The sequence below is a fragment of the Lichenicoccus roseus genome (assembly GCF_005844085.1).
Lineage (GTDB): Bacteria > Pseudomonadota > Alphaproteobacteria > Acetobacterales > Acetobacteraceae > Lichenicoccus > Lichenicoccus roseus.
On the sequence record NZ_VCDI01000007.1, the window covers coordinates 13332 to 34224 of the forward strand.

Below are 20893 nucleotides of genomic sequence, written 5' to 3' on the forward strand. Positions count from 1 at the left end.
CAGGTTCATCTCAGGCTGCAGCACAAGGCAGATCAGTCGTGGTTCTATCACTGGTTGCATAAGTCGTTGCCATACGCCTTGAGATGAGTCTTGATCATTGCCCATATGCGTTTCGAACTGCTCAGTCTTTACGAGCCTCTGGCGACGGCCAGCGGCTGGAGTAAAAGTCATGCGTTTCGTGATCTTGCGGCTACTAACCCACAGCGAGCTCGGGATGTTCCACGAGTACCGGCGACAGGGGAAGGAGGGCTCAAAGCAGCGTGCGATTAACTTCGACTGGGACGTAGTCGACAGGGTCTTTCCTGCCGCAAATGACTCCGATCGCATCGACATGGATCTACTATTTGATACCGATGACGGTGTGAAGCAGGCGCGGCAATGGCTGAAAAGACAAGAGAAGAACTGGCGGCTCGAAGGCAACTGTCCTAGAGACAAGTGCTATCATTTTATAGCCCCAGGATGTCTTTTTGCCATGGAAGTGGATGCGAGCACCAGTCCGGCCTCCGGATCTTGGTCAGTATTTTCGGCCGAACATATCGTAACACGATCTATACTTTCCGACGGGGAAAGTAGCCGGCTCGCCAAGTCCGCCATGATCGCGCTGCACGATGAGGAGGGAGAGCGGACATGGCAGATCCTCGCCGAAAGCCGGCCCGACATCTTCACCGCCCCCAGAAGCGCATCTCTTGCCGCTCCGGCACCTGTCGGTATACGGGTTAACCGTGTCGAGTTGCCGCCTAACCCTGCAAGATTGGTTCAGATTCTGGCCGCGGTTGGACACACGCTTCCGTCGGCAGTGGCCGACATCGTGGACAACTCCATCAGCCATAACGCGACCAGGATCGCCATCTCCTTCGGGCGGCCGGACGGGGGACATGGCCGGTGGATGAGCATTACCGATGACGGCGATGGTATGGACGGAGGAAGACTGGCGGAGGCCATGCGTATAGGCAGCGCGTCCGTATACGAAGCCAATAGCCTGGGCAAGTACGGCTATGGTCTGAAAGGCGCATCCTGGTCGCAGGCCAAAGTCTTCACTGTAGTTACCAAGCAGGAAGGCGGAGCCGCGCACCACCTGACGTGGGATGTCGACGACATGCACGACTGGGTCGCCAAGTCCGACCCCCTGGAGCAGTGGGAGGAGGACGCAACAGTTCTTGGACGCCACGGCACGGTCGTTTTGTGGAAGGATATGCGGCCGCCGCAGTCAATCCAGACCACGCGTGGTCTCGACCCCTATTCGGTCGAGGTCAGAGACCTTGACCGGCACTTGGCGTTGGTATTCCACCGCTTTCTAGAAGGCAAAGCGGCGGGCCGCAAGGCGGTAGCCATCACCATCAACGGCAAGTCCGTAGAGCCGAATAATCCGTTTGGACATCCATATACCGAGCACTATGACGCCAAGCCGATCCGGGTATCGACCGAAACTGAAGACGGCCGCGTGACGGTCCAAGCGTACCTGCTGCCGTCCGAGGACGAAATCGAAGAATGCCACAAAGCCGCAGGCCCGGAGGCTGCCCGTAAGGCGCTGGACCGCATTGGCCTCCACGGCAAACGCAACGAGACACAGGGCCTGTTCATCTACCGTCACGACCGTCTCATTAAGTGGGGCGGATGGCATCAGATGTGGGAAACGAACGACGAAAAGACAAAGCTCGCCCGCTTGGTCGTCAACTTCGACAATATTCTTGACGACGTTTTCAAGATCAACATTAGCAAGCAGATCGTCCAGCTTCCACAGGCGCTGCAGGCGGAGATCAAGAAGCTTGCTGAGATTGCTCGAAAAGACAGTCAAAAAAAGTATCGTCGTCAGATACTCAAGATACCGGCGCCACAGCAGCCACAGCAGCCAGGAACTGGCGCAAATCCAGCAAACGTAGTGGCGTCAGTTCGGGGGGAAGGATTACCAGTCAAAGGGGGCGTTGTAGCGAACCCGCTGCCACCATCGTCTCGCGTCTCTGTCAAGGACGTCCGGACGGATAAGTTCCTGTGGAAGCTAACGAAGGGGTTGACCGGAGCGCTCGATCTCCAGGTAAGTGATGCGAATTTCAATCTGGCGGCCTTGGTCAAGCACATCCGCTCCGACCAAGTTGCCGTCGCCCATCTCGCAGCTTTTCTAGGAGCTCTTGACGAAGCCAACGTGCAAATCGCGCTGTTGCAAGGGAAAGCGAGCTAATGGAATCAGTGCGGGTCCTCGGCAATGTACCGGCGAGGCCTGCTTGGACAGATCGGCTCGCGCTCACCGACTGGTACCATTGGCAGCGTTTAGAGTTGTTGCTGCGTTCCGATCCGAAGCGGGGATCCCAGCAGGTGGACTCGGTCGCAGCGGAGTCGCTACGTGTTCTACGACACTTGCATGATCCCCTGGGCAACACTTTCTTCCAGGGCCGCGGGTTGGTAGTCGGCTATGTTCAGAGCGGCAAGACTGCCAACTACACGGCCGTCGCCGCCCGCGCCGTGGACGCCGGCTACCGCATTGTTATTGTGTTATCGGGCATTCACGACTCTCTTCGAAACCAGACCCAAAGCCGCCTTGAACGGGAGTTGGTGGGCAATCAATCAGGCGGTTTCCCGCAGGCCGGGCGTGGCCAAGACTGGATTTCTCTTACATCGCTAACGGAGGACTTCCAACAGCGAGATGTCAACATCCTCGGGGCACCCGCGGTATTCCTCGCGGTGATCAAGAAGAACGTATCAGTTTTGGCCAAAGTGAACAGTTGGCTTGAGGCGGCCGCCAGCTACCTCTACGACATGCCCCTTCTTGTCATTGACGACGAGGCCGATCAGGCATCCATCAACACGAAGGGTAACAGGACACCGGACCTAGCTGTGGGTGACGATAATGACGAAGAGACTCTAGCACCTTCGCCGACCAACGCACTCATACGCTCTATTCTGACCCATGCGCCCAAGGCTGCATACATCGGTTATACGGCCACGCCTTTCGCCAATATCCTCATTAGCCAGGACACGGCCCACCGCCGCCTCGGTGACGACCTTTTCCCCCGGGACTTCGTAATCCAGTTGCCCCGACCAAAGGGATACACGGGAACAGAAGAGCTTTTCGGCACTTCAGCACGCGGCAGAGATGTGATCCGACTTGTCGCGAACGAGGACGTAAAGGCACTCCGCGCCCCCCGGCGGCGTAAGAGTGCCCAAATTGTCCTTGCGCGGCACAGTGAGGCACTCCCGAGATCGCTCGCCGAGGCTCTGATAGCGTTCTGCCTCGCCGGTGGAGTACGGAGCCTGCGTCCCGGCTTTGCAGGCAAAGCTCACACGATGCTGGTCCACGTAAGTCAGCGCATATCCGACCAGGAGCGCATCGCCAACGCCATACGCGACCAAATCGACGTATGGCGCGAGGCCGAGCAGCAGGGGCAGCACCTGGAGGAGGTTTTCTCTCCGGTTTGGATCGGCATTAAAGGCGGTGTGGATGCCCCTGCAGATGACAAGGTCATTATAGTCGCTGCACTCGCTGTCCTCCGCGAGCTCGTGATCGTCGTTCTCAACAGCGAGACCGGCGAGAACCTGGAGTATGACGAGAAGCCCGGGCGACAATTAGTCGCGGTTGGAGGGAACCGTCTGTCGCGCGGACTGACGCTTGAGGGACTGACGGTCTCCTATTTCCTTCGGACGGCAACTATGTGCGACACCCTACTGCAGATGGCTCGTTGGTATGGGTTCAGGCGCGGCTACGAGGATCTGATCCGCATCTGGACGACCGATGGCATCGCGCGGTGGTTTGCCGAGCTGGCGCTGGTGGAGCAGTCGCTAAGGGACTCTATTGTCGCCCTGGGACGGGCTGGCCGACGGCCTGACCAGATGGCAATCCGGCTCCGCGCGCACAGCGACCTCCTGCTCACAGCCCGCAACAAGGGCAGGACGGCGGAAGCCACGCAGGACTCTTGGTCAGGCGAGCACCCGCAGACCGTTCTCCTTCCCCTATTGGACGCCGGGAGATTGGAAGCCAACCGAGCGCTGGCGGATGGATTCGTCGCGTCGGTCGGCCCTATGGTGCGCCTCCAAAGCGGCCTCCTGGCTCGCGATGTTCCTGCCGAGACGGTCTGCGACTTCCTTCGCGCTTATATGGTTCACGACGACATCGTGGCCTTCCGCTCGGACCTGCTTGCTGACTGGATCGCGGAGCAAACAACCGTTGGCGACTTGACGGATTGGTCAGTCTTTGTCGCCTCACCCAAGGCAGGCCGGTTGGTTTCCATTGGGGGCCAGCAGGTCGGCCTTGTTAGACGCAGCCGGATAAGCAGCGAGAGCATTGGTATCCTGATCGACCCCGCCCATGAGGGTGTCGATCTGCCCGGCGGCCCAGACGCCTACAAGCGCGCCGGTGGCACCTATGACGCCGAAGCCATGCGCTCCGCCAGACCCTCGACACAGGGTCTGATCATTGTTTACCCACTAGATCCAGAACACCTCAGCGTCGCCTGCACGGACGTTGTTGTGGCGCTGGCCCTTAGCCTGCCGCAAACCTCCGATGCCGGGTCAACTTGGCTCGTAAATTCCACAGTTTCCGATGGCTGACTGCCCTACCCCGCAGCAGTGGGCGGAACTCAGAGCTAATCGGCCCTCAGCCGAAGACGCCATGGCAATTATGCCCATCACAATGGACGGGACCACTACGCCACTTTCCATTGCCATGGATCAGCCTGGGCAAATGCATCTTCTCATCCCGGTGCAGCGCGGTCCGGTTGGCATGAAGCCACCAGACCTTAACGGCCTGAAGGTGCGCCACCGTCGCATGGAGTTCGGCGACGTGCTCGACCTCTCCGCGCCTTCATCTCACGAGCCGGTGTTCACGCCGTTCTGTCGCGACGTCGTTGACGCCATCATTGGTCAGGATCGCGAACCATGGGCGGCCGTGGCAACCATGATCCGCGCGTGGCAGTCCGCGTGGAAGCCCGTCCGCCAGGAGATGGAAAAATCCGTCCAGGTAGGCGTCTTCGGCGAATTGCTGGTGCTCAACATGCTGATGTTGCCGAGCTTAGGGCCAACAGCCATTTACCAATGGGGTGGGCCGGACTCTGAGCGGCACGACTTTGTAGGCGACCGGCTCCACCTTGAGGTCAAAACAACACGCAAGAGCCGCGCGGAGCACGAGATCTCACGCCTCGACCAGCTGCGGGTGTCCAACGGCTGCCAATTGCTGTTTGTCTCTGTTCAGGTCGAACAGTCTGTTGGGGGCGAACACACTGTGGCCACACAGCTTGACGCCGTGGTGCAAGCCCTCCGACGAGACCCGGCGGCGCTCGACCTGTTCATGTTAAAGATGGTCAACCTGGGCTGGACGGACGAAATGAGAGATTCGGGAGAGCTTCTCCGCTTCAACTTTCGTGATGCCGGCATCTACGAAGTTGATGAGCACTTCCCGAGAATTGCCGACGACTTCCTGCCGCCGTCTGGCGTCGTGGCCGTCAAGTATACGGTTGAGCTGGCTAACCTACCAACGCTGGACGTCCAGGAGACGATCGCCATGATCAGGAAAGCCGGCGGCGCCTAAGCGTCCCTCCCCTGCTGCCGGGGGCAACAGCAGACACGACGAGGCCTTGACCACCGGTCCCAGCAAAGTCGTGTTTTAACTCAGTGTGCTCGCTGCTTGATCAGTCCGGTAGCTCTCAACTTCCATCGGCTTGCGTCCAACTAGCCAGGACGGATCGGGTAGGCTGCCGCCTGTAATGCGCACCAGCAGCCTCTCGCGGCGTCCGTTCTCGAATATGCAGTCGGCCTCCGCAAAATTCGGGATAAACGGCCTTACCTCGATGCAGGAGGAAATCAGTGCTTGGCCGTGCCGGACGAGGACGCCATTGCTGAGAAGGCTGAGATCACTGGCACGGACCGGATCGATCGGATGCAGCGTTCCGTCACGCAATTCGTTGAGCTCGAAGATGTCGCGCTCCGCGTTCCGCACCGCATAGCCTAAGAGCGGCAGGTAGTCCCAGCCCGGTTCAGCAACGCTGGCACGACCATTGTCCCAACCGATCACCTGATGCGCCGGGACAGACTTTCCGGAAGCGAGCGGCAGGGAAACCGTCTGCGCGACCAAGGCGGCCAAGGGTGACGAGATCAGCTTCGCGCGCTCGAGCTCGGCTGCCCGCAAGTCGTCCACCTCCGTGACCTTCGAGAGCTGACGAAGCGTGCCGACCTCCTGCACGAAGCCGGCAACGTCAAGCCGAACGTTACGACGCTCGAGGATGTGGATGACGACGCCCATTTCTGCCCTTCGTTGCCACAGAGCTGCTCCAACCTAGCCATGTCTAACTCGCCCGCCCGCTCAATCTACCATAATGTCCGACGTTATGGCGGTTAAAGCCCACAGGTCGGCAGGCTGTGGCGTTCTGCTCTACCGAGGACAAATTTCCGGCGACTGCTGATAGATGCGAGGCATAGGACTCCACCAAGTCCATCACCCAACGGAGATGACGCGGTAGCAGATGCCGCGCGTCACGGAGAAGACCCGCGCCCGCTTCGCAAGCTTGTCTCTGATCCGGACCTCAGCATCCTGCTCGCCGCCATGATCGAGGGCTGACTGAGATCGACCACGGTTCGTTTAGGGCGAGAAACCGGAACCAGGGATTTGGCTCCTAAAAGGTGACCTTGGTCGCACTCGTCCCACACAATTCGCGGCCGACCACCACTATATTGAGGGGACGGAACAGGGGATTAAAGAGTCCTCGCATCCTAACGCACTGTAATCGCTGGATTGCTGGCGGAGGGGATGGGATTCGAACCCACGGTACGGCTTGACACCGTACAACGGTTTAGCAAACCGCCGCCTTCAGCCACTCGGCCACCCCTCCGCCGAAGAGCGTGCTCATCGCACGGCGTTTGCGGCACCACTCCTAGTCATTGTCGTAACTGCCGTCAAACCACATTCTGACCGGCTGCAAGGCCACCCGGTTAAGGTGACCGGGCCAGCCGCTGGCGCAGCGCCTCGTTGACCAGCGCAGGGTTGCCCTTGCCGCCCATGCCCTTCATCACCTGGCCGACGAAGAAGCCGAACAGCTTGTCCTTGCCGGACCGGTACTCCGCCAGCTTGTCGGCATTCGCCGCCAGCACCGCCTCCACCGCGGCATCGATCGCCCCGGTATCGGTCACCTGGCGCAGGCCGCGCCGCTCGACGATGGCAGCAGGCGGCTCGCCAGTTTCCACCATCTCCTCGAACACGTCCTTGGCGATCCGCCCGTTGATGGTCTGGTCCACCATCAGCCCGAGCAGTTCGCGCATGGCCTGCGCCGAGACCGGACTGTCGGCGATGGTCCGTCCGGTGCGGTTCAGGGCTGCGAACAGGTCGCCGGTAACCCAGTTCGCGGCCAGCCGCGGATCGCCCCCCGCCGCCACCGTCTCGTAGAAATCCGCGGTCGCTTGCTCGGCCACCAGCACGCCGGCATCGTAGCGTGGGATGCCGTACTCGCTGACGAAGCGGCTGCGCTTGGCATCCGGCAGTTCCGGCAGCCCGGCCTTCAGGTCGGCCACCCAGCCCTCGTCGATCACCAGCGGCAACAGGTCGGGGTCGGGGAAATACCGGTAGTCGTGGGCGTCCTCCTTGCTGCGCAGCGAACGGGTCTCGCCCCGAGCCGGGTCGAACAGCCTGGTCTCCTGGTCGACCGTACCGCCCGCTTCCCAGACCTGCACCTGGCGACGGGCCTCCGCCTCGATCGCCTGCATGACGTAGCGCACCGAGTTGACGTTCTTGATCTCGCAGCGGGTGCGGAACGGCTCGCCGGAATGACGCACCGACACGTTCACGTCGGCACGCATGGAGCCCTCCTCCATGTTGCCGTCGCAGGTGCCGAGATAACGCAGGATCGTGCGCAGCTTTCGCACGTAGGCGCCGGCTTCCTCCGGACTACGCATGTCCGGCTCGCTGACGATCTCCATCAGCCCGACGCCGGCGCGGTTCAGGTCGATGAACGACTGCGTCTGGTGCTGGTCGTGCAGCGACTTGCCGGCATCCTGCTCGAGATGCAGCCGGGTGATGCCGATCTCGCGCGTGCTGCCGTCGGCGAGCTCGATCTCGATCACGCCGGATCCCACGATCGGTTGCGCGAACTGGCTGATCTGGTAGCCGGTCGGCAGATCGGCATAGAAATAGTTCTTGCGGTCGAACCGGCTCTCCAGGTTGATGCGCGCGTTCAGGCCGAGCCCGGTACGCACCGCCTGCGCCACGCATTCGCGGTTGATCACCGGCAGCATGCCGGGAAATCCCGCATCCACCAGGCTCACGTGGGTGTTCGGCTCACCCCCATAGGTCGCCGACGCACCCGAGAACAGCTTGGACTGGCTGATGACCTGGGCATGCACCTCCAGGCCGATGACGACTTCCCACGGCGCGTCCCGACCTTCCAGCAGGTAGCTCATCGGACGCGCCCCGCGGTCACCGATGGCAATCGCCGGAAATCCGCCGCCTGCTCGATGGCGCTGCCCAGGGCGAACAGGGTCTCCTCGTCGAACGGCCGCCCGAGCAGCTGCAGTCCGAGCGGCAGCCCCTGATGGTCGAGACCGGCCGGCACCGACAGGCCCGGCATTCCGGCCATGCTTGCCGGCACGGTGAAGATGTCGTTCAGGTACATCTTGATCGGATCATCCATGTTCTCGCCTAGTGCGAACGCCGCCGACGGTGCGGTCGGCGTCAGCAGCGCATCCACCGTACGATACGCCTCGGTGAAATCTCGCAGGATCAGGCTGCGCACTTTCTGAGCACGGAGGTAGTACGCATCGTAGTACCCGGATGACAGCACGTAGGTGCCGATCAGGATGCGACGCTTCACTTCCGCGCCGAAGCCTGCTTCTCGCGACGCCTCGTACAGGCCGTCCAGCGTCGGCGCCTCGACGCGACGGCCGTAGCGGATGCCGTCGTAGCGCGCGAGGTTCGACGAGCACTCGGCCGGCGCGACGATATAGTACGTGGCCAGGCCGTACTGCGTATGCGGCAGCGAGACATCGACGATCTCGCAACCGGCATCACGCAACCAGGAGATACCCTGCTGCCAGAGCGCCTCGATCTCGGAGGGCATCCCGTCGGCGCGGTACTCGCGCGGGATGCCCACACGCACGCCCTTCAGGCTGCGTCCGCAGGCGGCCGCATAATCCGGCACCGGGCGATCCACGCTGGTGCTGTCGCGCGCATCGTAGCCTGCCATCGAGCGCAGCATGATCGCGCAATCCTCGACGGTGCGCGCCATCGGCCCCGGCTGGTCCAGCGAACTTGCGAACGCCACCACGCCCCACCGGCTGCAGCGGCCATAGGTCGGCTTGATCCCGGCGATACCGCAGAACGAGGCCGGCTGGCGTATCGAGCCGCCGGTGTCGGTGCCGGTCGCCCCCATGGCGATGCGCGCCGCCACCGCCGCCGCCGAGCCACCGGACGAGCCGCCCGGCACCAGCACCGCATCGTCGCCCGTGCGGTGCCAGGGATTCTCCACCGGTCCGAACGCCGAATTGGTGTTCGACGAGCCCATCGCGAATTCGTCGAGGTTGGTCTTTCCCAGGAACACCGCGCCGTCGCGCAGCAGCTGGCGCGTCACCGTGCTCTCGTACGGCGGCACGAAATTCTCCAGCATCCGGCTGGCGGCGGTGGTGCGCACCCCCTCGGTGCAGAACAGGTCCTTGATGCCGAGCGGGATGCCGCCGAGCGGCGCCTGCTCGCCACGCGCCAGGGCGGCGTCCGCCGCGCCGGCACCCCGCAGCGCGGCCTCCGCGGTCACCGTGAGGTAGGCATTCAGGCGCGGGTTGAGCGCCGCGATCGCATCGAGATGCGCGGTCGTGAGCTCGACGGCGCTGAACTCCTTGCCACGCAGGCCGCGCAGGCCATCCGCGATCGAGAGGTCGGTCAGCATCACTCGACCACCTTCGGCACCGTGTAGAACAGGCCGTTGCGGCCCGGCGCGTTCGACAGCACCGCCTCCGGCCGGGCGCCATCGGTGACCACGTCGTCGCGCATGCGCAACGCCGCCTGTTCGGTGCCGACCATCGGCGGCACGCCCTCGACATCCACCGCGGCGAGCTGCTCGATCCAGCCGATGATGCCGTTCAGCTCGCCCTGCAGCCGCGCCACCTCGGTATCCTGGATGCCGATCCTGGCCAGCCGGGCGATATGTTTGACGGTCGCGGCATCGAGCGACATCGGGCAGAACCTTCTCAAGTCGGGGATACGGGCGCGAGATCGGACCTTGGTCGCGTTCGGCACGCTGGCAACCGGAGCCGGGCCGGACCATAAGCCCTGACCATGCCGCTCTTCAACATGCCGGACCTGCGTGCCAGCCTGACTGCCGGTCGACGCCTGCTCGGGGTCGACCCGGGGGAGCGCACCATCGGGCTCGCGCTCTCCGACGTCTCGCTCATGCTGGCGAGCCCCTACGGCAGCCTGCGGCGCGGCAAGCTGGGCATCAACGCTGTCGAAGTCGGCCGGATCGCTGCCAGGGAAGGCGTCGGCGGGCTGGTCTGCGGGCTGCCGCTGTCGCTCGATGGCAGCTTCGGCCCGGCCGCCCAGCGTGCGCGCGACTGGCTGCTGGCGCTGTCCGAGCGCACCGGGCTGCCGGCGGCGCTGTGGGACGAGCGGCTGTCGTCAAGCGCGGTCAACCGCTTCCTCGTCAAGGAGCTGGACATGACCCGCAGCCGGCGCGCCGAGATCGTCGACAAGCTGGCTGCCGCCTACATCCTGCAGGCGGCGCTGGACGCCAGCAGGCCCGGAACATCAAGTAGTATCCATGAAGGATCGCCGGATGGTGGGCGCGACAGGGATTGAACCTGTGACCCCTGCCATGTCAAGGCAGTGCTCTACCGCTGAGCTACGCGCCCATCCGCTGCGGTGGCTTCTACAAGTGCGCAGGCCGTTCTGCAACCCGGCCCGCCTGGCTTTCCGACGGGTTCACGACAGCGCCAGATGACACGTCACGCCGCGTCGAGCACACTGGCACGATGATCGAAACCCAGAATGAGTGAGACCCGGCCGACCGTCCAGGACGTCGATCCCCCGGTGGCCGATCCCGCGACGGCAAGCGATCGGGCGCCCGATGCTGTCGCGACCGGGCCGCAGGCGGCCGAGCCCCTGCCCTCGTTCCGCATCAGCGCACCGCAGGCCCTGGCGGTCGGCATGCTGGTGGCGTCGCCGCACTCCGGCCGTGATTATCCAGCCGGCTTCGTGGCGACATCGCGCCTCGGCTTCAGCGCCTTGCGACGCAGCGAGGACAGCTTCGTCGACGAGTTGTTCGCAGCCGCGCCGGCTCTCGGCATGCCGCTGCTGCAGGCCGACTTCCCCCGCGCCTTCTGCGACGTCAACCGGGAGCCGTGGGAACTCGACCCCGTCATGTTCAGCGACACCCTGCCGTCGTGGTGCAACACCAGCAGCGCGCGGGTCTCGGCCGGCTTCGGCACCATCGCGCGCCTGGTCGCCTCCGGAGAGCCGATCTATGGCGGCAAGCTCGACTTCGCGGAGGCCGAGCAGCGGATCCGGCTGTGCTGGCAGCCTTATCACGCCGCCCTCGCCGCCCTGATCGATGACGCCATCGCACGGCACGGCGTCTGCCTGCTGATCGACGCGCACTCGATGCCCTCCCTCAACGGCCCGATACCGCACGGCCCGTCCGCGGCGACGTCCGAGCGGATCGTCCCGACCGGCAACGGCCGCCGCCAGGAGCCGGATTTCGTGCTCGGGGATGCCTTCGGCACGTCCTGTTCCGCATCGGTGACGCGCTGCGCCGAGCGCTACCTGCGCGAGAACGGCTTCCGGGTGCGTCGCAACGACCCGTATGCCGGCGGCTACGTGACCCGTCACTACGGGCGGCCGAGCCAGAGGGTGCACGTGCTGCAGGTCGAGATCGGCCGCGGCCTCTACATGGACGAGCAGCGATACGAACGCTCCGACCAGTTCGGCTTCATGCAGGCCACGATGGCAGGCTTGCTCGAGCGGCTTGCGGCACTGCTGCCGGCGCTGGTTGCCGAGTAGCCGCTGAACCCCGTCCACGCGGACAAAAAAAAGGCGGTGCCGAAGCACCGCCCAAGTTTAGGGAGGAAACGTCCAAGATGCGGCCGGCCAGAGGCGGGCCGCAACAGAAAGCTATGTCGGTACGCCGGCCTGGTCAAGAACTTATTTTGCGGTGCACAAAATATCCCGCGCTGCCGACGGTGAAGGCTTCCGTAACCTTTGACCGGCATTCTCGGTCCATGCGCCACCTGCTCTCCTGGCTCCTGCTCACATGGCTCATGCTCGCACCGCTCGCAGCACATGCGACTGACGACGCGAGCCTGTGCCAGCAGGCCATCCTGAGCGCGGAGCAGGGCAGCGGCGTACCGAACCAGCTGCTGGACGCGATCAGCCGCGTCGAGAGTGGCCGCTACGACGCGCAGCAGGGCGGGGTGCGAGCCTGGCCCTGGACCATCAACGTCGCCGGCCAAGGGCACTACTATGCATCCAAGGCCGAGGCGATCGCCGCCGCCACGACCTACCGCGCGAGCGGCATCCGGTCGATGGATGTCGGCTGCACCCAGATCAACCTCATGTACCATCCGGAGGCATTCGGTTCGCTGGAGGCCGCGTTCGATCCGGCACGGAATGCAGCCTTTGCCGCCGGCTTCCTGACCGACCTGTTCCGCCAGACCGGCAGCTGGCCGCACGCCGCCGCCGCCTATCATTCGCAGACGCCGGAGCTCGGCACCGACTACCAGCGCAAGGTGCTCGAGGCCTGGGCGGAGCCGATCGATGGCCGCCAGGCCGCTGCATCCGGCCATCGCCCGGTGCATGGACGTATCGCGACCGTCCTCGGCCACCCCGGATACGCAAGCCCCGCCCCAGGCAGCGCGGCCGCCTCCGACTGGAAGATGACGCCGGCATCGCCGGAGGCCATACGGCCAGCTACGGTACTGACCACGGCAGGTCTGCAGGCGGGCTTCGGACGACCCGCGACGCGGGCGACCGGGGCGCCGCTCGGCGGCTATGGCCGCATCATCCGGCTGCAGGCAGGGGCGCCCATGGCGGCCGGCAGCGGGCGCGGGCTGTCCGCTTACCGCCTGATGCCGGTCGCCCGGCTTGCCAGCGCCAGCCGCCTGGTCGCGCATAACTGACTGCCGCCCGGCAGGGCCCGGGCATGGGCCGAGACCGGTTGAAAATGGCCGTCACTCCGCGCATACCGACCGCCGCACGCCGGCAGCCCCGGCCCACGTCCATGGAGGCACCGCAATGAGCGATCAGGACACCACGCCCCCGGCAACCGGGGCACATGACGGCAATCCGGCGCCGGAGCAGCACGAGTTCAGCGCCGAAGTCGGCCGCCTGCTCGACCTCGTCGTGCACGCGCTCTACTCCGACCGCGAGATCTTCCTGCGCGAGCTGGTCGCCAATGCCGCCGACGCGACCGACCGGCGTCGCTTCGAGGCGCTGACCGATGCCGGCCGCGCGCTGCCTGATGGTGCCAAGATACGCATCGATCCGGACAAGCCGGCGCGACAGCTTACCATCAGCGACGATGGCGCCGGCATGACCCGCGACGAGATGGTGAAGAATCTCGGCACCATCGCCCGCTCCGGCACCCGCGCCTTCGGACAGGCGATCAATGCAGGCGGCGCTGCCGACGCGGACAAGCCGGACGAGCGTCCCAGCCTGATCGGCCAGTTCGGCGTCGGCTTCTACGCCGCCTTCATGGTGGCAGACCGCGTCGAGGTCACCTCGCGTCGCGCCGGCGAGGCCGATGCCTGGTGCTGGTCCTCCTCGGGACAAGGCAACTTCACCATCGCGCCCGCCACCCGCGAGGCTCCCGGCACCGACATCGTGCTGCACATCAAGTCCGACGCCGACGAGTTCCTCGAGCCGTACCGGCTGGAATCCATCGTGCGCAAGTGGGCCGACCACATCACCTGGCCGATCACCATCCAGCGCGACGGCAACGAGGTCGCCGCCAACGAGGGCACCGCGCTCTGGCGCAAGCCGAAGAGCGAGATCACCGAGGAGGCGCTCACCGAGTTCTACCAGCATCTCGGCCACTCCTTCGACAAGCCGTGGGCGACGCTGCACTGGCGCGCCGAGGGCACCCTCGAATTCGCCGCCATGCTGTTCATCCCGTCGATGCGCCCGTTCGAGCCGGTCGAGAGCGTGCGCGAGAGCCGCGTGCGGCTGCACGTGCGGCGCATGTTCATCACCGACGAGGCCGAGCTGCTGCCTCCTTTCCTGCGCTTCGTGCAGGGCGTGGTGGATACCGAGGACCTGCCGCTCAACGTCTCGCGCGAGATGCTGCAATCCACCCCGGTGCTCGCCCGTATCCGCAAGGCGGTCACCAACCGCGTGATCAGCGAGCTGCGCACCCGTGCCAAGGATGCGGAGAGCTATGCCGGCTTCTGGTCGAATTTCGGCCCGGTGCTCAAGGAAGGCCTGTGGGAGGATTTCGAGCATCGCGCCGAGCTGGCCGGCCTCGCGCGGTTCCACAGCACGCATGAGCCCAAGGCGCTGACCTCGCTCGCGGATTACGTGTCGCGCATGAAGCCTGAGCAGGATGCGATCTACTACCTGGTCGGCGACAACGAGGATGCGCTGGCCGGCTCGCCGCAGCTGGAGGGCTTCCGGGCCCGCGGCATCGAGGTGCTGCTGCTGTCGGATCCGGTCGATGCATTCTGGCCCGACCGTCTCGACAAGTTCGAGGAGAAGTCGCTGCGCAGCGTGACGCAGGGGTTGGCCGACCTCTCCAGGCATGCGATCGAGAATGCCCCCGAGGCGGATGCGACCGATGTCACCGCCCTGGTCGCCGCCCTGAAGGAAGCGCTCGGCGAAGACGTGTCGGACGTCCGCAGCACCGACCGGCTGGTCAGCAGCGCCGTGGTGCTGTCGGCCTCGCAGTCCGGCCCCGACCTGCAGTTGCAGCGCATGATGCGCCGCTCGGGCCAGAAGATGCCAAGCTCGGCGCCGATCCTGGAGCTGAACCCGCACCATGCCCTGGTCCGGGCGCTGGCCGCGCGTATCGAGCGGAACGAACCGATCGAGGACGCCGCGCGCACGCTGCTCGATCTGGCACGCGTGCAGGATGGCGAGCTGCCACGAGATCCGGCCGCCTTCGCACGGCGGATTTCCGAGGCGCTGGCGACGACCTTGTCGCTGCCTCATCAGGACATCTGATCGGACCGGAGCCGCCATACCGTGCTGCACATCGATCCGGCGACCGACATGCTGGCCGTGATCGATGTGCAGCCAACCTTCATGCCCGGCGGCGAGCTGCCGGTGCCGGGCGGCGACGAGATCGTGCCGCTGATCAACCATCTGCTGCGCGACCGTTTCACGGTGGCCTTCGCCACCCAGGACTGGCACCCGCGCGGGCATCTGTCCTTCGCCAGCGCGCATCCCGGTGCAAGACCGTTCGACATCGCGACGCTGCCCTACGGGCCGCAGGTGCTCTGGCCCGATCATGCAATCCAGGGCACGCCGAACGCCGCGCTGCATCCCGGCCTGGACCGGGACCGGCTGCAGATGATCCTGCGCAAGGGCAGCAATCCCGCGATCGACAGCTATTCGGCATTCACCGAGAACGACCACAAGACGTCCACGGGCCTCGCCGGATGGCTGCATGCGCGTGGCATCAGGCGCGTGTTCCTGTGCGGGCTGGCGACCGACTTCTGCGTTGCCTGGTCGGCCGAGGATGCGATCACGAACGGCTTCGAGGCCGTCATCCTGGAAGATGCCTGCCGGGGCATCGCAAGTCCCGGCGAGGGTGGCCGCGACAGCCTCACCGTCGCACGTCGTCGCCTGGCGGCCAGAGGCATCGCACTTCGTCAGACGGCGGAACTCGGCTGATCAGCCCGGCTTGACCACGCCGAAGCAATGCTCGGGGCCCGGGAAGCGGCGGGCCCGGACGTCGGCGGCATAGGCCTCGGCGGCGGCTTCGATCTGCTGGCCAAGCTCGGCATAGCGCTTGACGAACCGCGGGGTGAAGTCCGCGAACAGGCCGAACACGTCGTCGGACACCAGCACCTGCCCGTCGCAGTGCGGCGATGCGCCGATGCCGATGGTCGGTGTCGCGACCAGCCCGGTGATCTCGGCCGCAAGTGGCTCGACCACCCCTTCCAGCACCATCGCGAAGGCGCCCGCCTCGTCCACGGCGCGTGCGTCCGCGCGCAGCTTCTCGGCCTCGTCCAGCTTTCGGCCGGTGGCCCTGAAGCCGCCAGCGACCTGCACCGATTGCGGCATCAGCCCGATATGTCCGCAGACCGGGACGCCACGCGTGACCAGGAAGCGGATGGTGTCCGCCATCTCGACGCCGCCTTCGAGTTTGACTGCAGAGGCGCCGGTCTCCGCCAGCACGCGCGCGGCGGCGCGAAACGCCAACTCCGGGCTTTCCTGGTAGGAACCGAACGGCAGGTCCACCATCACGCAGGCCCGCCTGGTGCCGCGCATCACCGCCTGGCCGTGCGCGATCATCATCTCCAGCGTCACCGGCAGGGTCGTTGGCATGCCGTACAGCACCATGCCGACTGAATCGCCGACCAGGATCAGGTCGGCATGCGCATCGATCAGGCGGGCGACCGGCGTGGTGTAGGCAGTAAGCGAGACGATCGGCTGTCCGCCCTTGCGGGCGGTGATCTCAGGCACGCCGATCCGCCTTGTCGATTGGGTCATCCGTCTCTCCGCTGTCGGTGCCCTGTGTCGACCTGACGGACTTGACGATCAACCCAAAATCCACCAGAACCCGCCGACGCCGCCCAGGCCTGCAACAGGACGGGCGGCCGGCAGGATGGGTGCGTAGCTCAGCGGTAGAGCATCGCCTTCACACGGCGGGGGTCACAGGTTCAATCCCTGTCGCACCCACCATCCACGGCAAGTCCCTTCGACAGGTCCCCGCCTGCGGCTAGACCGCATCCGACGGCGGCTGCGCTCCACCGACCACGCGATACGCCAGCGCCGCCAGAACGCCGCCGACCAGCGGCCCCGCCGTGTAGAAGAACCAGACCGGGAAGGTGCCGGCGACGATCATCGGACCGAGGGCTCGTGCCGGGTTGCCGGCACCGCCGCTTACCGGTCCGCCGAGCAGGACGCCTGCCGCCAGCGAGAACCCGATGGCGACTGCGGCGGTTCCGGCCGGGACACGCGGATCGGTCGCAGTGGAGATGACCGTGAAGACCAGGATGAAGGCGATCAGCGCCTCGACAAGGAGAACCTGCATTCCATCCGCGCCATGGACGGGAGATGGAGCGCCGAGATGCGAGTCGGCAAAGGCGCCGTGCCCATAGGCAATCCACACGACCAGCGCCGCGATCACCGCCCCGGCAAGCTGCGCCACCCAGTACGGCGCCACGAAGCGCCATGGAAACTTGCCCGCCGTGGCAAGTCCGAGCGTCACCGCGGGATTGACATGCGCGCCACTGATCTGGCCGATCGCGCCGACGATCGGGATCAGGATGAGGCCGAACGACATCGCGACCGCGAAGGAATCATAGGCCGATCCCGCCGTGTTCTTGCCCAGCGTTGCAGCGGTGGCGACCGCGGTTCCGACCAGCACGAGCATGAACGTCCCGATCACTTCCGCCACGCAGGCCAGCAGCAGGTTGTCAATCCGAGAAGATCGCGTCTTCCCCCGCGTAAAGCCTTGCGTTGCACCGCTTGACATCTCGATCTCCCAGGCTGGCGGAGGCCAGCGTCAAAGTGTGAACCGGGACCGCCCGGTCGTGCCCGCCTGTCCACCGCATCGATTGCGATGAGGAGCCGGACGGTTCCATAGGATGAGGGATGGCGCGGTGTGGTCCGCGCCGGCCGCCGCGACTACGGGCTGTCGTGCCGGGGCCGTTGCTCGATCGCCCCTGTGAACGTCAGGTTGCGACGGTGCGGCGGTCGATAGGGTGTCTTGAAGCGGATCGATCCGCCTGACTGGGTGGCCACCAGACATTCCTCCCTCGCGGCGGCCGGAGCTTGTTATGCCGGACAGCCGCATGCGGTGAGGAACAGCCCTTGCGAAACTAAGTTTCGAAGCTAGACCACTGATTCAAAGTAATTTTTCGGGTTTTGTCTGGTTCATCTGAACCAGTTCGGTGGTTCGATTGAACCGTCATCCTGATCCTTTGCAGGCGGCAGGAGGGTGTCGGCGCCGGCACCGTCCGCTCGCTGGCGAACAGGCCGGCGTCGCTTCTTCTAGTCTTCCTTCTCGCCCGGGCCGGAATGCAGGTGATGCTCCAGGTTCTCTCGCGCGGCCTCCGCCTCCTCGTCCGGCGCTACCGGGGTCTCTACAGCCACGCCGGGAGGCACCGCATCACCTGGGTCACGCACCGGCGTGCGCCGCCTGCCGGCCTTGGCTGGCGCGGGCTCCGGCACTGCCGCGGAGGCCAGGTCATGCTCGTGCCGAGCCACCTGCTCCTCAAGCTCGGCGATGCGCGCGGCCGCCGCCTTGGCCGCCTTGTTGGCCTCCCGAAGCCGGGCGCGTAGCTTGTCGTGGCTGATGGTCAGCGTCTCCACCTGGCTGCGAAGCTCCTCCTTGCTCGGCTTCGGCGCCACGTCGCGCGCCGGGGTCGGCACGGTGCGCCGCACAGGCTTGGCGGCGGCGGTGTTCGAAGCCGCGCGCGTGGCGCGCGTCACCGCCTTGGTCTTCCCGGCGACCTTGTTCGTCGACCCCTTCGGGCGGCCGGGCTTGCGACGGACCGGTGCCGCCGGGTCGGAAGAGGACACGGCGGAGCGGACGACCTTGCCGGCAGGGGTTGCCCTGCGTCCGGACTGTCCCCTTCCGGTTGTCCTGGTCATGGTGCCCGCGGTCACACGCTTGGCCATCAGCTTCTCCTGTTCAAGGCGGACGCTGTCGGCGTCCGGCCGCACTGCACTTGCATCGAAATTCTGATCTCGACGCCCGCATGGCTCAGCGCAAATCCCGCTTCGCAGTTGCGCCTCCGCCTCCCATTGGCAGGACGCAACTCCGCTGCCCTCGCGGAGCGTTTCCGAATGGCCAGCTGCACCACGCTACCACTCGTTGCGGGCTTTACAATCTTTCCAAATGGTCAAGGACCGTTCCGCCGAAGTTTACAGCTTTAAGACCCGAACCCTGTTGTTCCCGTATGCATCGGATCGGCAGTCCATTACATGGATCTGGTCAGCAATATCTCGAAACGCGGGGATGAACGACCATGGATAGCTCGAAGAATTTCGTTAATTACGCGCCAGACGGTTCAGGTGGCAGCCTTTCCTTTGCCCCGAGGGACACTGAGCCATTCGGCTCGTATCGGCAGCAACTCGAGCAGCTCGGCCATCTCATCGAGGCCAGGGGCAACTGGCACGGCATCGGTGCGGAATCCGTGCTCCGCATGCGCCTGCAGAACCGCTTCCAGACCGGTCTCGACATCGCCCGCCACACCGCCGCCATCATGCGACGCGACATGGCGTCCTACGATGCCGACCCGTCGCTCTACACGCAGTCGCTCGGGTGCTGGCACGGCTTCATCGCCCAGCAGAAGATGATCTCCATCAAGAAGCATTTCGACGTCACCGACCGGCGCTATCTCTACCTGTCCGGCTGGATGGTCGCCGCAATGCGCTCCGGGTTCGGCCCGCTGCCCGACCAGTCCATGCACGAAAAGACCTCGGTGCCCGCTCTCATCGAGGAGCTGTACACCTTCCTGCGCCAGGCCGATGCCCGCGAGCTCGGCGGCCTGTTCCGAGAACTCGATCGTGCGCGCGGCGCCGGGCGGGTCGCCGAGGCAAGCGCGCTGCTGGAGCGGATCGAGGGTTACCAGACCCACATCGTGCCGATCATCGCCGACATCGATGCCGGCTTCGGCAATGCAGAGGCGACCTACCTGCTCGCCAGGAAGATGATCGAAGCCGGTGCCTGCGCCCTGCAGATCGAGAACCAGGTCTCCGACGAGAAGCAGTGCGGCCACCAGGACGGCAAGGTTACCGTGCCGCACGAGGACTTCCTCGCCAAGGTGCGTGCGTGCCGCTACGCCTTCCTCGAACTCGGCGTCGAGGACGGCATCATCGTCACCCGGACGGACAGCCTCGGTGCCGGTCTGACCAGGCAGATCGCCGTCAGCAAGGAGCCAGGTGATCTCGGCGACCAGTACAACAGCTTCCTCGATTGCGAGGAGGTCGGTCTCGACAGCCTCGGCAACGGCGAAGTGCTGATCTCACGCGACGGCAAGCTGCTGCGTCCGAGGCGCCTGCCCAGCAACCTGTACCAGTTCCGTGCCGGCACCGGCGAGGATCGCTGCGTGCTCGACTCCATCACCTCGCTGCAGAACGGTGCCGACCTGATATGGATCGAGACCGAGCGCCCGCATGTCGAGCAGATCGCCGGCATGATGGACCGGATCCGCGATGTGGTGCCCAATGCCAAGCTGGTCTACAACAATTCGCCGTCCTTCAACTGGACGCTGAACTTCCGCCAGCAGGTGTTCGATGCCATGCAGGGGGGTGGTAGGGACGTGTCGGGCTACGACCGTGCGCGCCTGATGAGCGCCGAATACGACCAGACGCCGCTTGCCGCCGAAGCCGACGAGCGGATCAGGACCTTCCAGAAGGAAGCCTCGCGCCGCGCCGGCATCTTCCACCATCTCATCACGCTGCCGACCTACCACACCGCGGCGCTCTCGACAGACAACCTGGCGCGCGAATATTTCGGCGACCAGGGCATGCTCGGCTACGTGCTCAACGTGCAGCGCCAGGAGCTGCGGCAGGGCATCGCCTGCGTGCGCCACCAGAACATGTCCGGCTCCGACATCGGCGATGACCACAAGGAGTATTTCGCCGGTGAGGCCGCTCTCAAGGCAGGCGGGGCGCACAATACGATGAACCAGTTCACCTGATTGGTCTGCTGCAGGCGGGACCCCGATCTGCCGCAGGCAGCAACATGAGCAGCGCCCGTTCCGCAAGGTTCGGGCGTCGATGTGCCGGGGTGGTCGGAATACGGCGCCGATCTTGATCCACAGC

Annotated in this window: 16 protein-coding genes and 3 tRNA genes; 10 read left to right on the forward strand and 9 right to left on the reverse strand. The window is 65.0% G+C overall.

Translation table 11 applies throughout. The features are described from left to right. Positions 1-169 precede the first annotated feature (169 nt). Genes FE263_RS17120 through FE263_RS17130 form a run of 3 tightly spaced genes read left to right on the forward strand, consistent with a single transcriptional unit; the run spans position 170 to position 5515 of the window. Positions 170-2176 carry an ATP-binding protein gene (locus FE263_RS17120; RefSeq protein ID WP_138327267.1) on the forward strand — a complete coding sequence of 669 codons (2007 nt, stop codon included), beginning with the start codon at positions 170-172 and terminating at the stop codon, positions 2174-2176. Continuing rightward, positions 2176-4539, forward strand: a complete 2364-nt coding sequence (locus FE263_RS17125; RefSeq protein WP_138327268.1) for a Z1 domain-containing protein — start codon at positions 2176-2178, stop codon at positions 4537-4539. Before FE263_RS17120 ends, FE263_RS17125 begins: the two co-directional genes overlap by 1 nt. Beyond that, complete coding sequence (locus FE263_RS17130; protein WP_138327269.1) at positions 4532-5515, forward strand: PD-(D/E)XK motif protein; 984 nt, start codon at positions 4532-4534, stop codon at positions 5513-5515. Before FE263_RS17125 ends, FE263_RS17130 begins: the two co-directional genes overlap by 8 nt. A 75-nt stretch (positions 5516-5590) precedes the next feature. On the opposite strand, the gene FE263_RS17135 is transcribed toward FE263_RS17130, so the two are convergent. From FE263_RS17135 to gatC, 5 genes are all read right to left on the reverse strand, one after another. Continuing rightward, positions 5591-6226, reverse strand: a complete 636-nt coding sequence (locus FE263_RS17135; protein ID WP_138327270.1) for a hypothetical protein — start codon at positions 6224-6226, stop codon at positions 5591-5593. Between the two features lie 493 nt (positions 6227-6719). Then, positions 6720-6812 (reverse strand) — tRNA-Ser (locus FE263_RS17140). A 100-nt stretch (positions 6813-6912) separates the two neighbouring features. Beyond that, a complete protein-coding gene (gene gatB, locus FE263_RS17145) occupies positions 6913-8373 on the reverse strand; it encodes an Asp-tRNA(Asn)/Glu-tRNA(Gln) amidotransferase subunit GatB (protein ID WP_138327271.1) in 1461 nt (486 codons plus the stop codon). Then, entirely contained in the window at positions 8370-9851 is a 1482-nt protein-coding gene (gene gatA / locus FE263_RS17150; protein ID WP_138327272.1) for an Asp-tRNA(Asn)/Glu-tRNA(Gln) amidotransferase subunit GatA, read from the reverse strand. Before gatA ends, gatB begins: the two co-directional genes overlap by 4 nt. Next, on the reverse strand, positions 9851-10138 hold the full coding sequence (gene gatC, locus FE263_RS17155; protein WP_138327273.1) for an Asp-tRNA(Asn)/Glu-tRNA(Gln) amidotransferase subunit GatC: 288 nt from the start codon (positions 10136-10138) through the stop codon (positions 9851-9853). Before gatC ends, gatA begins: the two co-directional genes overlap by 1 nt. 102 nt (positions 10139-10240) lie before the next feature. On the opposite strand from gatC, the gene ruvX reads away from it, so the two are divergent. After that, on the forward strand, positions 10241-10759 hold the full coding sequence (ruvX, locus tag FE263_RS17160; protein WP_138327274.1) for a Holliday junction resolvase RuvX: 519 nt from the start codon (positions 10241-10243) through the stop codon (positions 10757-10759). Here the strand turns inward: ruvX and FE263_RS17165 are convergent. Further along, a tRNA-Val gene (locus tag FE263_RS17165) sits at positions 10738-10812 on the reverse strand. The genes ruvX and FE263_RS17165 overlap by 22 nt on opposite strands. A 136-nt stretch (positions 10813-10948) precedes the next feature. Between FE263_RS17165 and FE263_RS17170 the strand changes: the two genes are divergently transcribed. The 4 genes from FE263_RS17170 (at position 10949) to pncA (ending at position 15784) form a co-directional block, all read left to right on the forward strand. After that, the gene (locus FE263_RS17170; RefSeq protein WP_408886211.1) at positions 10949-11959 is read left to right on the forward strand and encodes an N-formylglutamate amidohydrolase; all 1011 of its coding nucleotides are present in this window, start codon (positions 10949-10951) and stop codon (positions 11957-11959) included. 218 nt (positions 11960-12177) lie between these two features. Further along, positions 12178-13074: a transglycosylase SLT domain-containing protein gene (locus tag FE263_RS17175; RefSeq protein WP_171034170.1), complete on the forward strand. Its 897-nt coding sequence runs from the start codon at positions 12178-12180 to the stop codon at positions 13072-13074. A gap of 115 nt (positions 13075-13189) precedes the next feature. Beyond that, a complete protein-coding gene (gene htpG, locus FE263_RS17180; RefSeq protein ID WP_138327276.1) occupies positions 13190-15112 on the forward strand; it encodes a molecular chaperone HtpG in 1923 nt (640 codons plus the stop codon). Between the two features lie 21 nt (positions 15113-15133). After that, positions 15134-15784 carry a bifunctional nicotinamidase/pyrazinamidase gene (gene pncA / locus FE263_RS17185; RefSeq protein ID WP_456306577.1) on the forward strand — a complete coding sequence of 217 codons (651 nt, stop codon included), beginning with the start codon at positions 15134-15136 and terminating at the stop codon, positions 15782-15784. On the opposite strand, the gene panB is transcribed toward pncA, so the two are convergent. Beyond that, positions 15785-16606, reverse strand: coding sequence for a 3-methyl-2-oxobutanoate hydroxymethyltransferase (gene panB, locus FE263_RS17190; protein ID WP_138327277.1), 822 nt, complete (start codon positions 16604-16606; stop codon positions 15785-15787). It abuts the gene before it with no gap. 117 nt (positions 16607-16723) lie between these two features. Here panB and FE263_RS17195 point away from each other — a divergent pair. Then, a tRNA-Val gene (locus FE263_RS17195) sits at positions 16724-16798 on the forward strand. 37 nt (positions 16799-16835) lie between these two features. Here the strand turns inward: FE263_RS17195 and FE263_RS17200 are convergent. Together FE263_RS17200 and FE263_RS17205 are read right to left on the reverse strand one after the other, a co-directional pair. Beyond that, positions 16836-17516, reverse strand: a complete 681-nt coding sequence (locus FE263_RS17200; protein WP_171034171.1) for an MIP/aquaporin family protein — start codon at positions 17514-17516, stop codon at positions 16836-16838. 596 nt (positions 17517-18112) lie between these two features. Beyond that, positions 18113-18742: a hypothetical protein gene (locus tag FE263_RS17205; RefSeq protein ID WP_138327279.1), complete on the reverse strand. Its 630-nt coding sequence runs from the start codon at positions 18740-18742 to the stop codon at positions 18113-18115. Between the two features lie 350 nt (positions 18743-19092). Here FE263_RS17205 and FE263_RS17210 point away from each other — a divergent pair, with 350 nt between their 5' ends. Further along, positions 19093-20769 (forward strand): isocitrate lyase, encoded by a 1677-nt coding sequence (locus tag FE263_RS17210; protein WP_138327280.1) that lies wholly within the window; start codon positions 19093-19095, stop codon positions 20767-20769. Positions 20770-20893 lie beyond the last annotated feature (124 nt).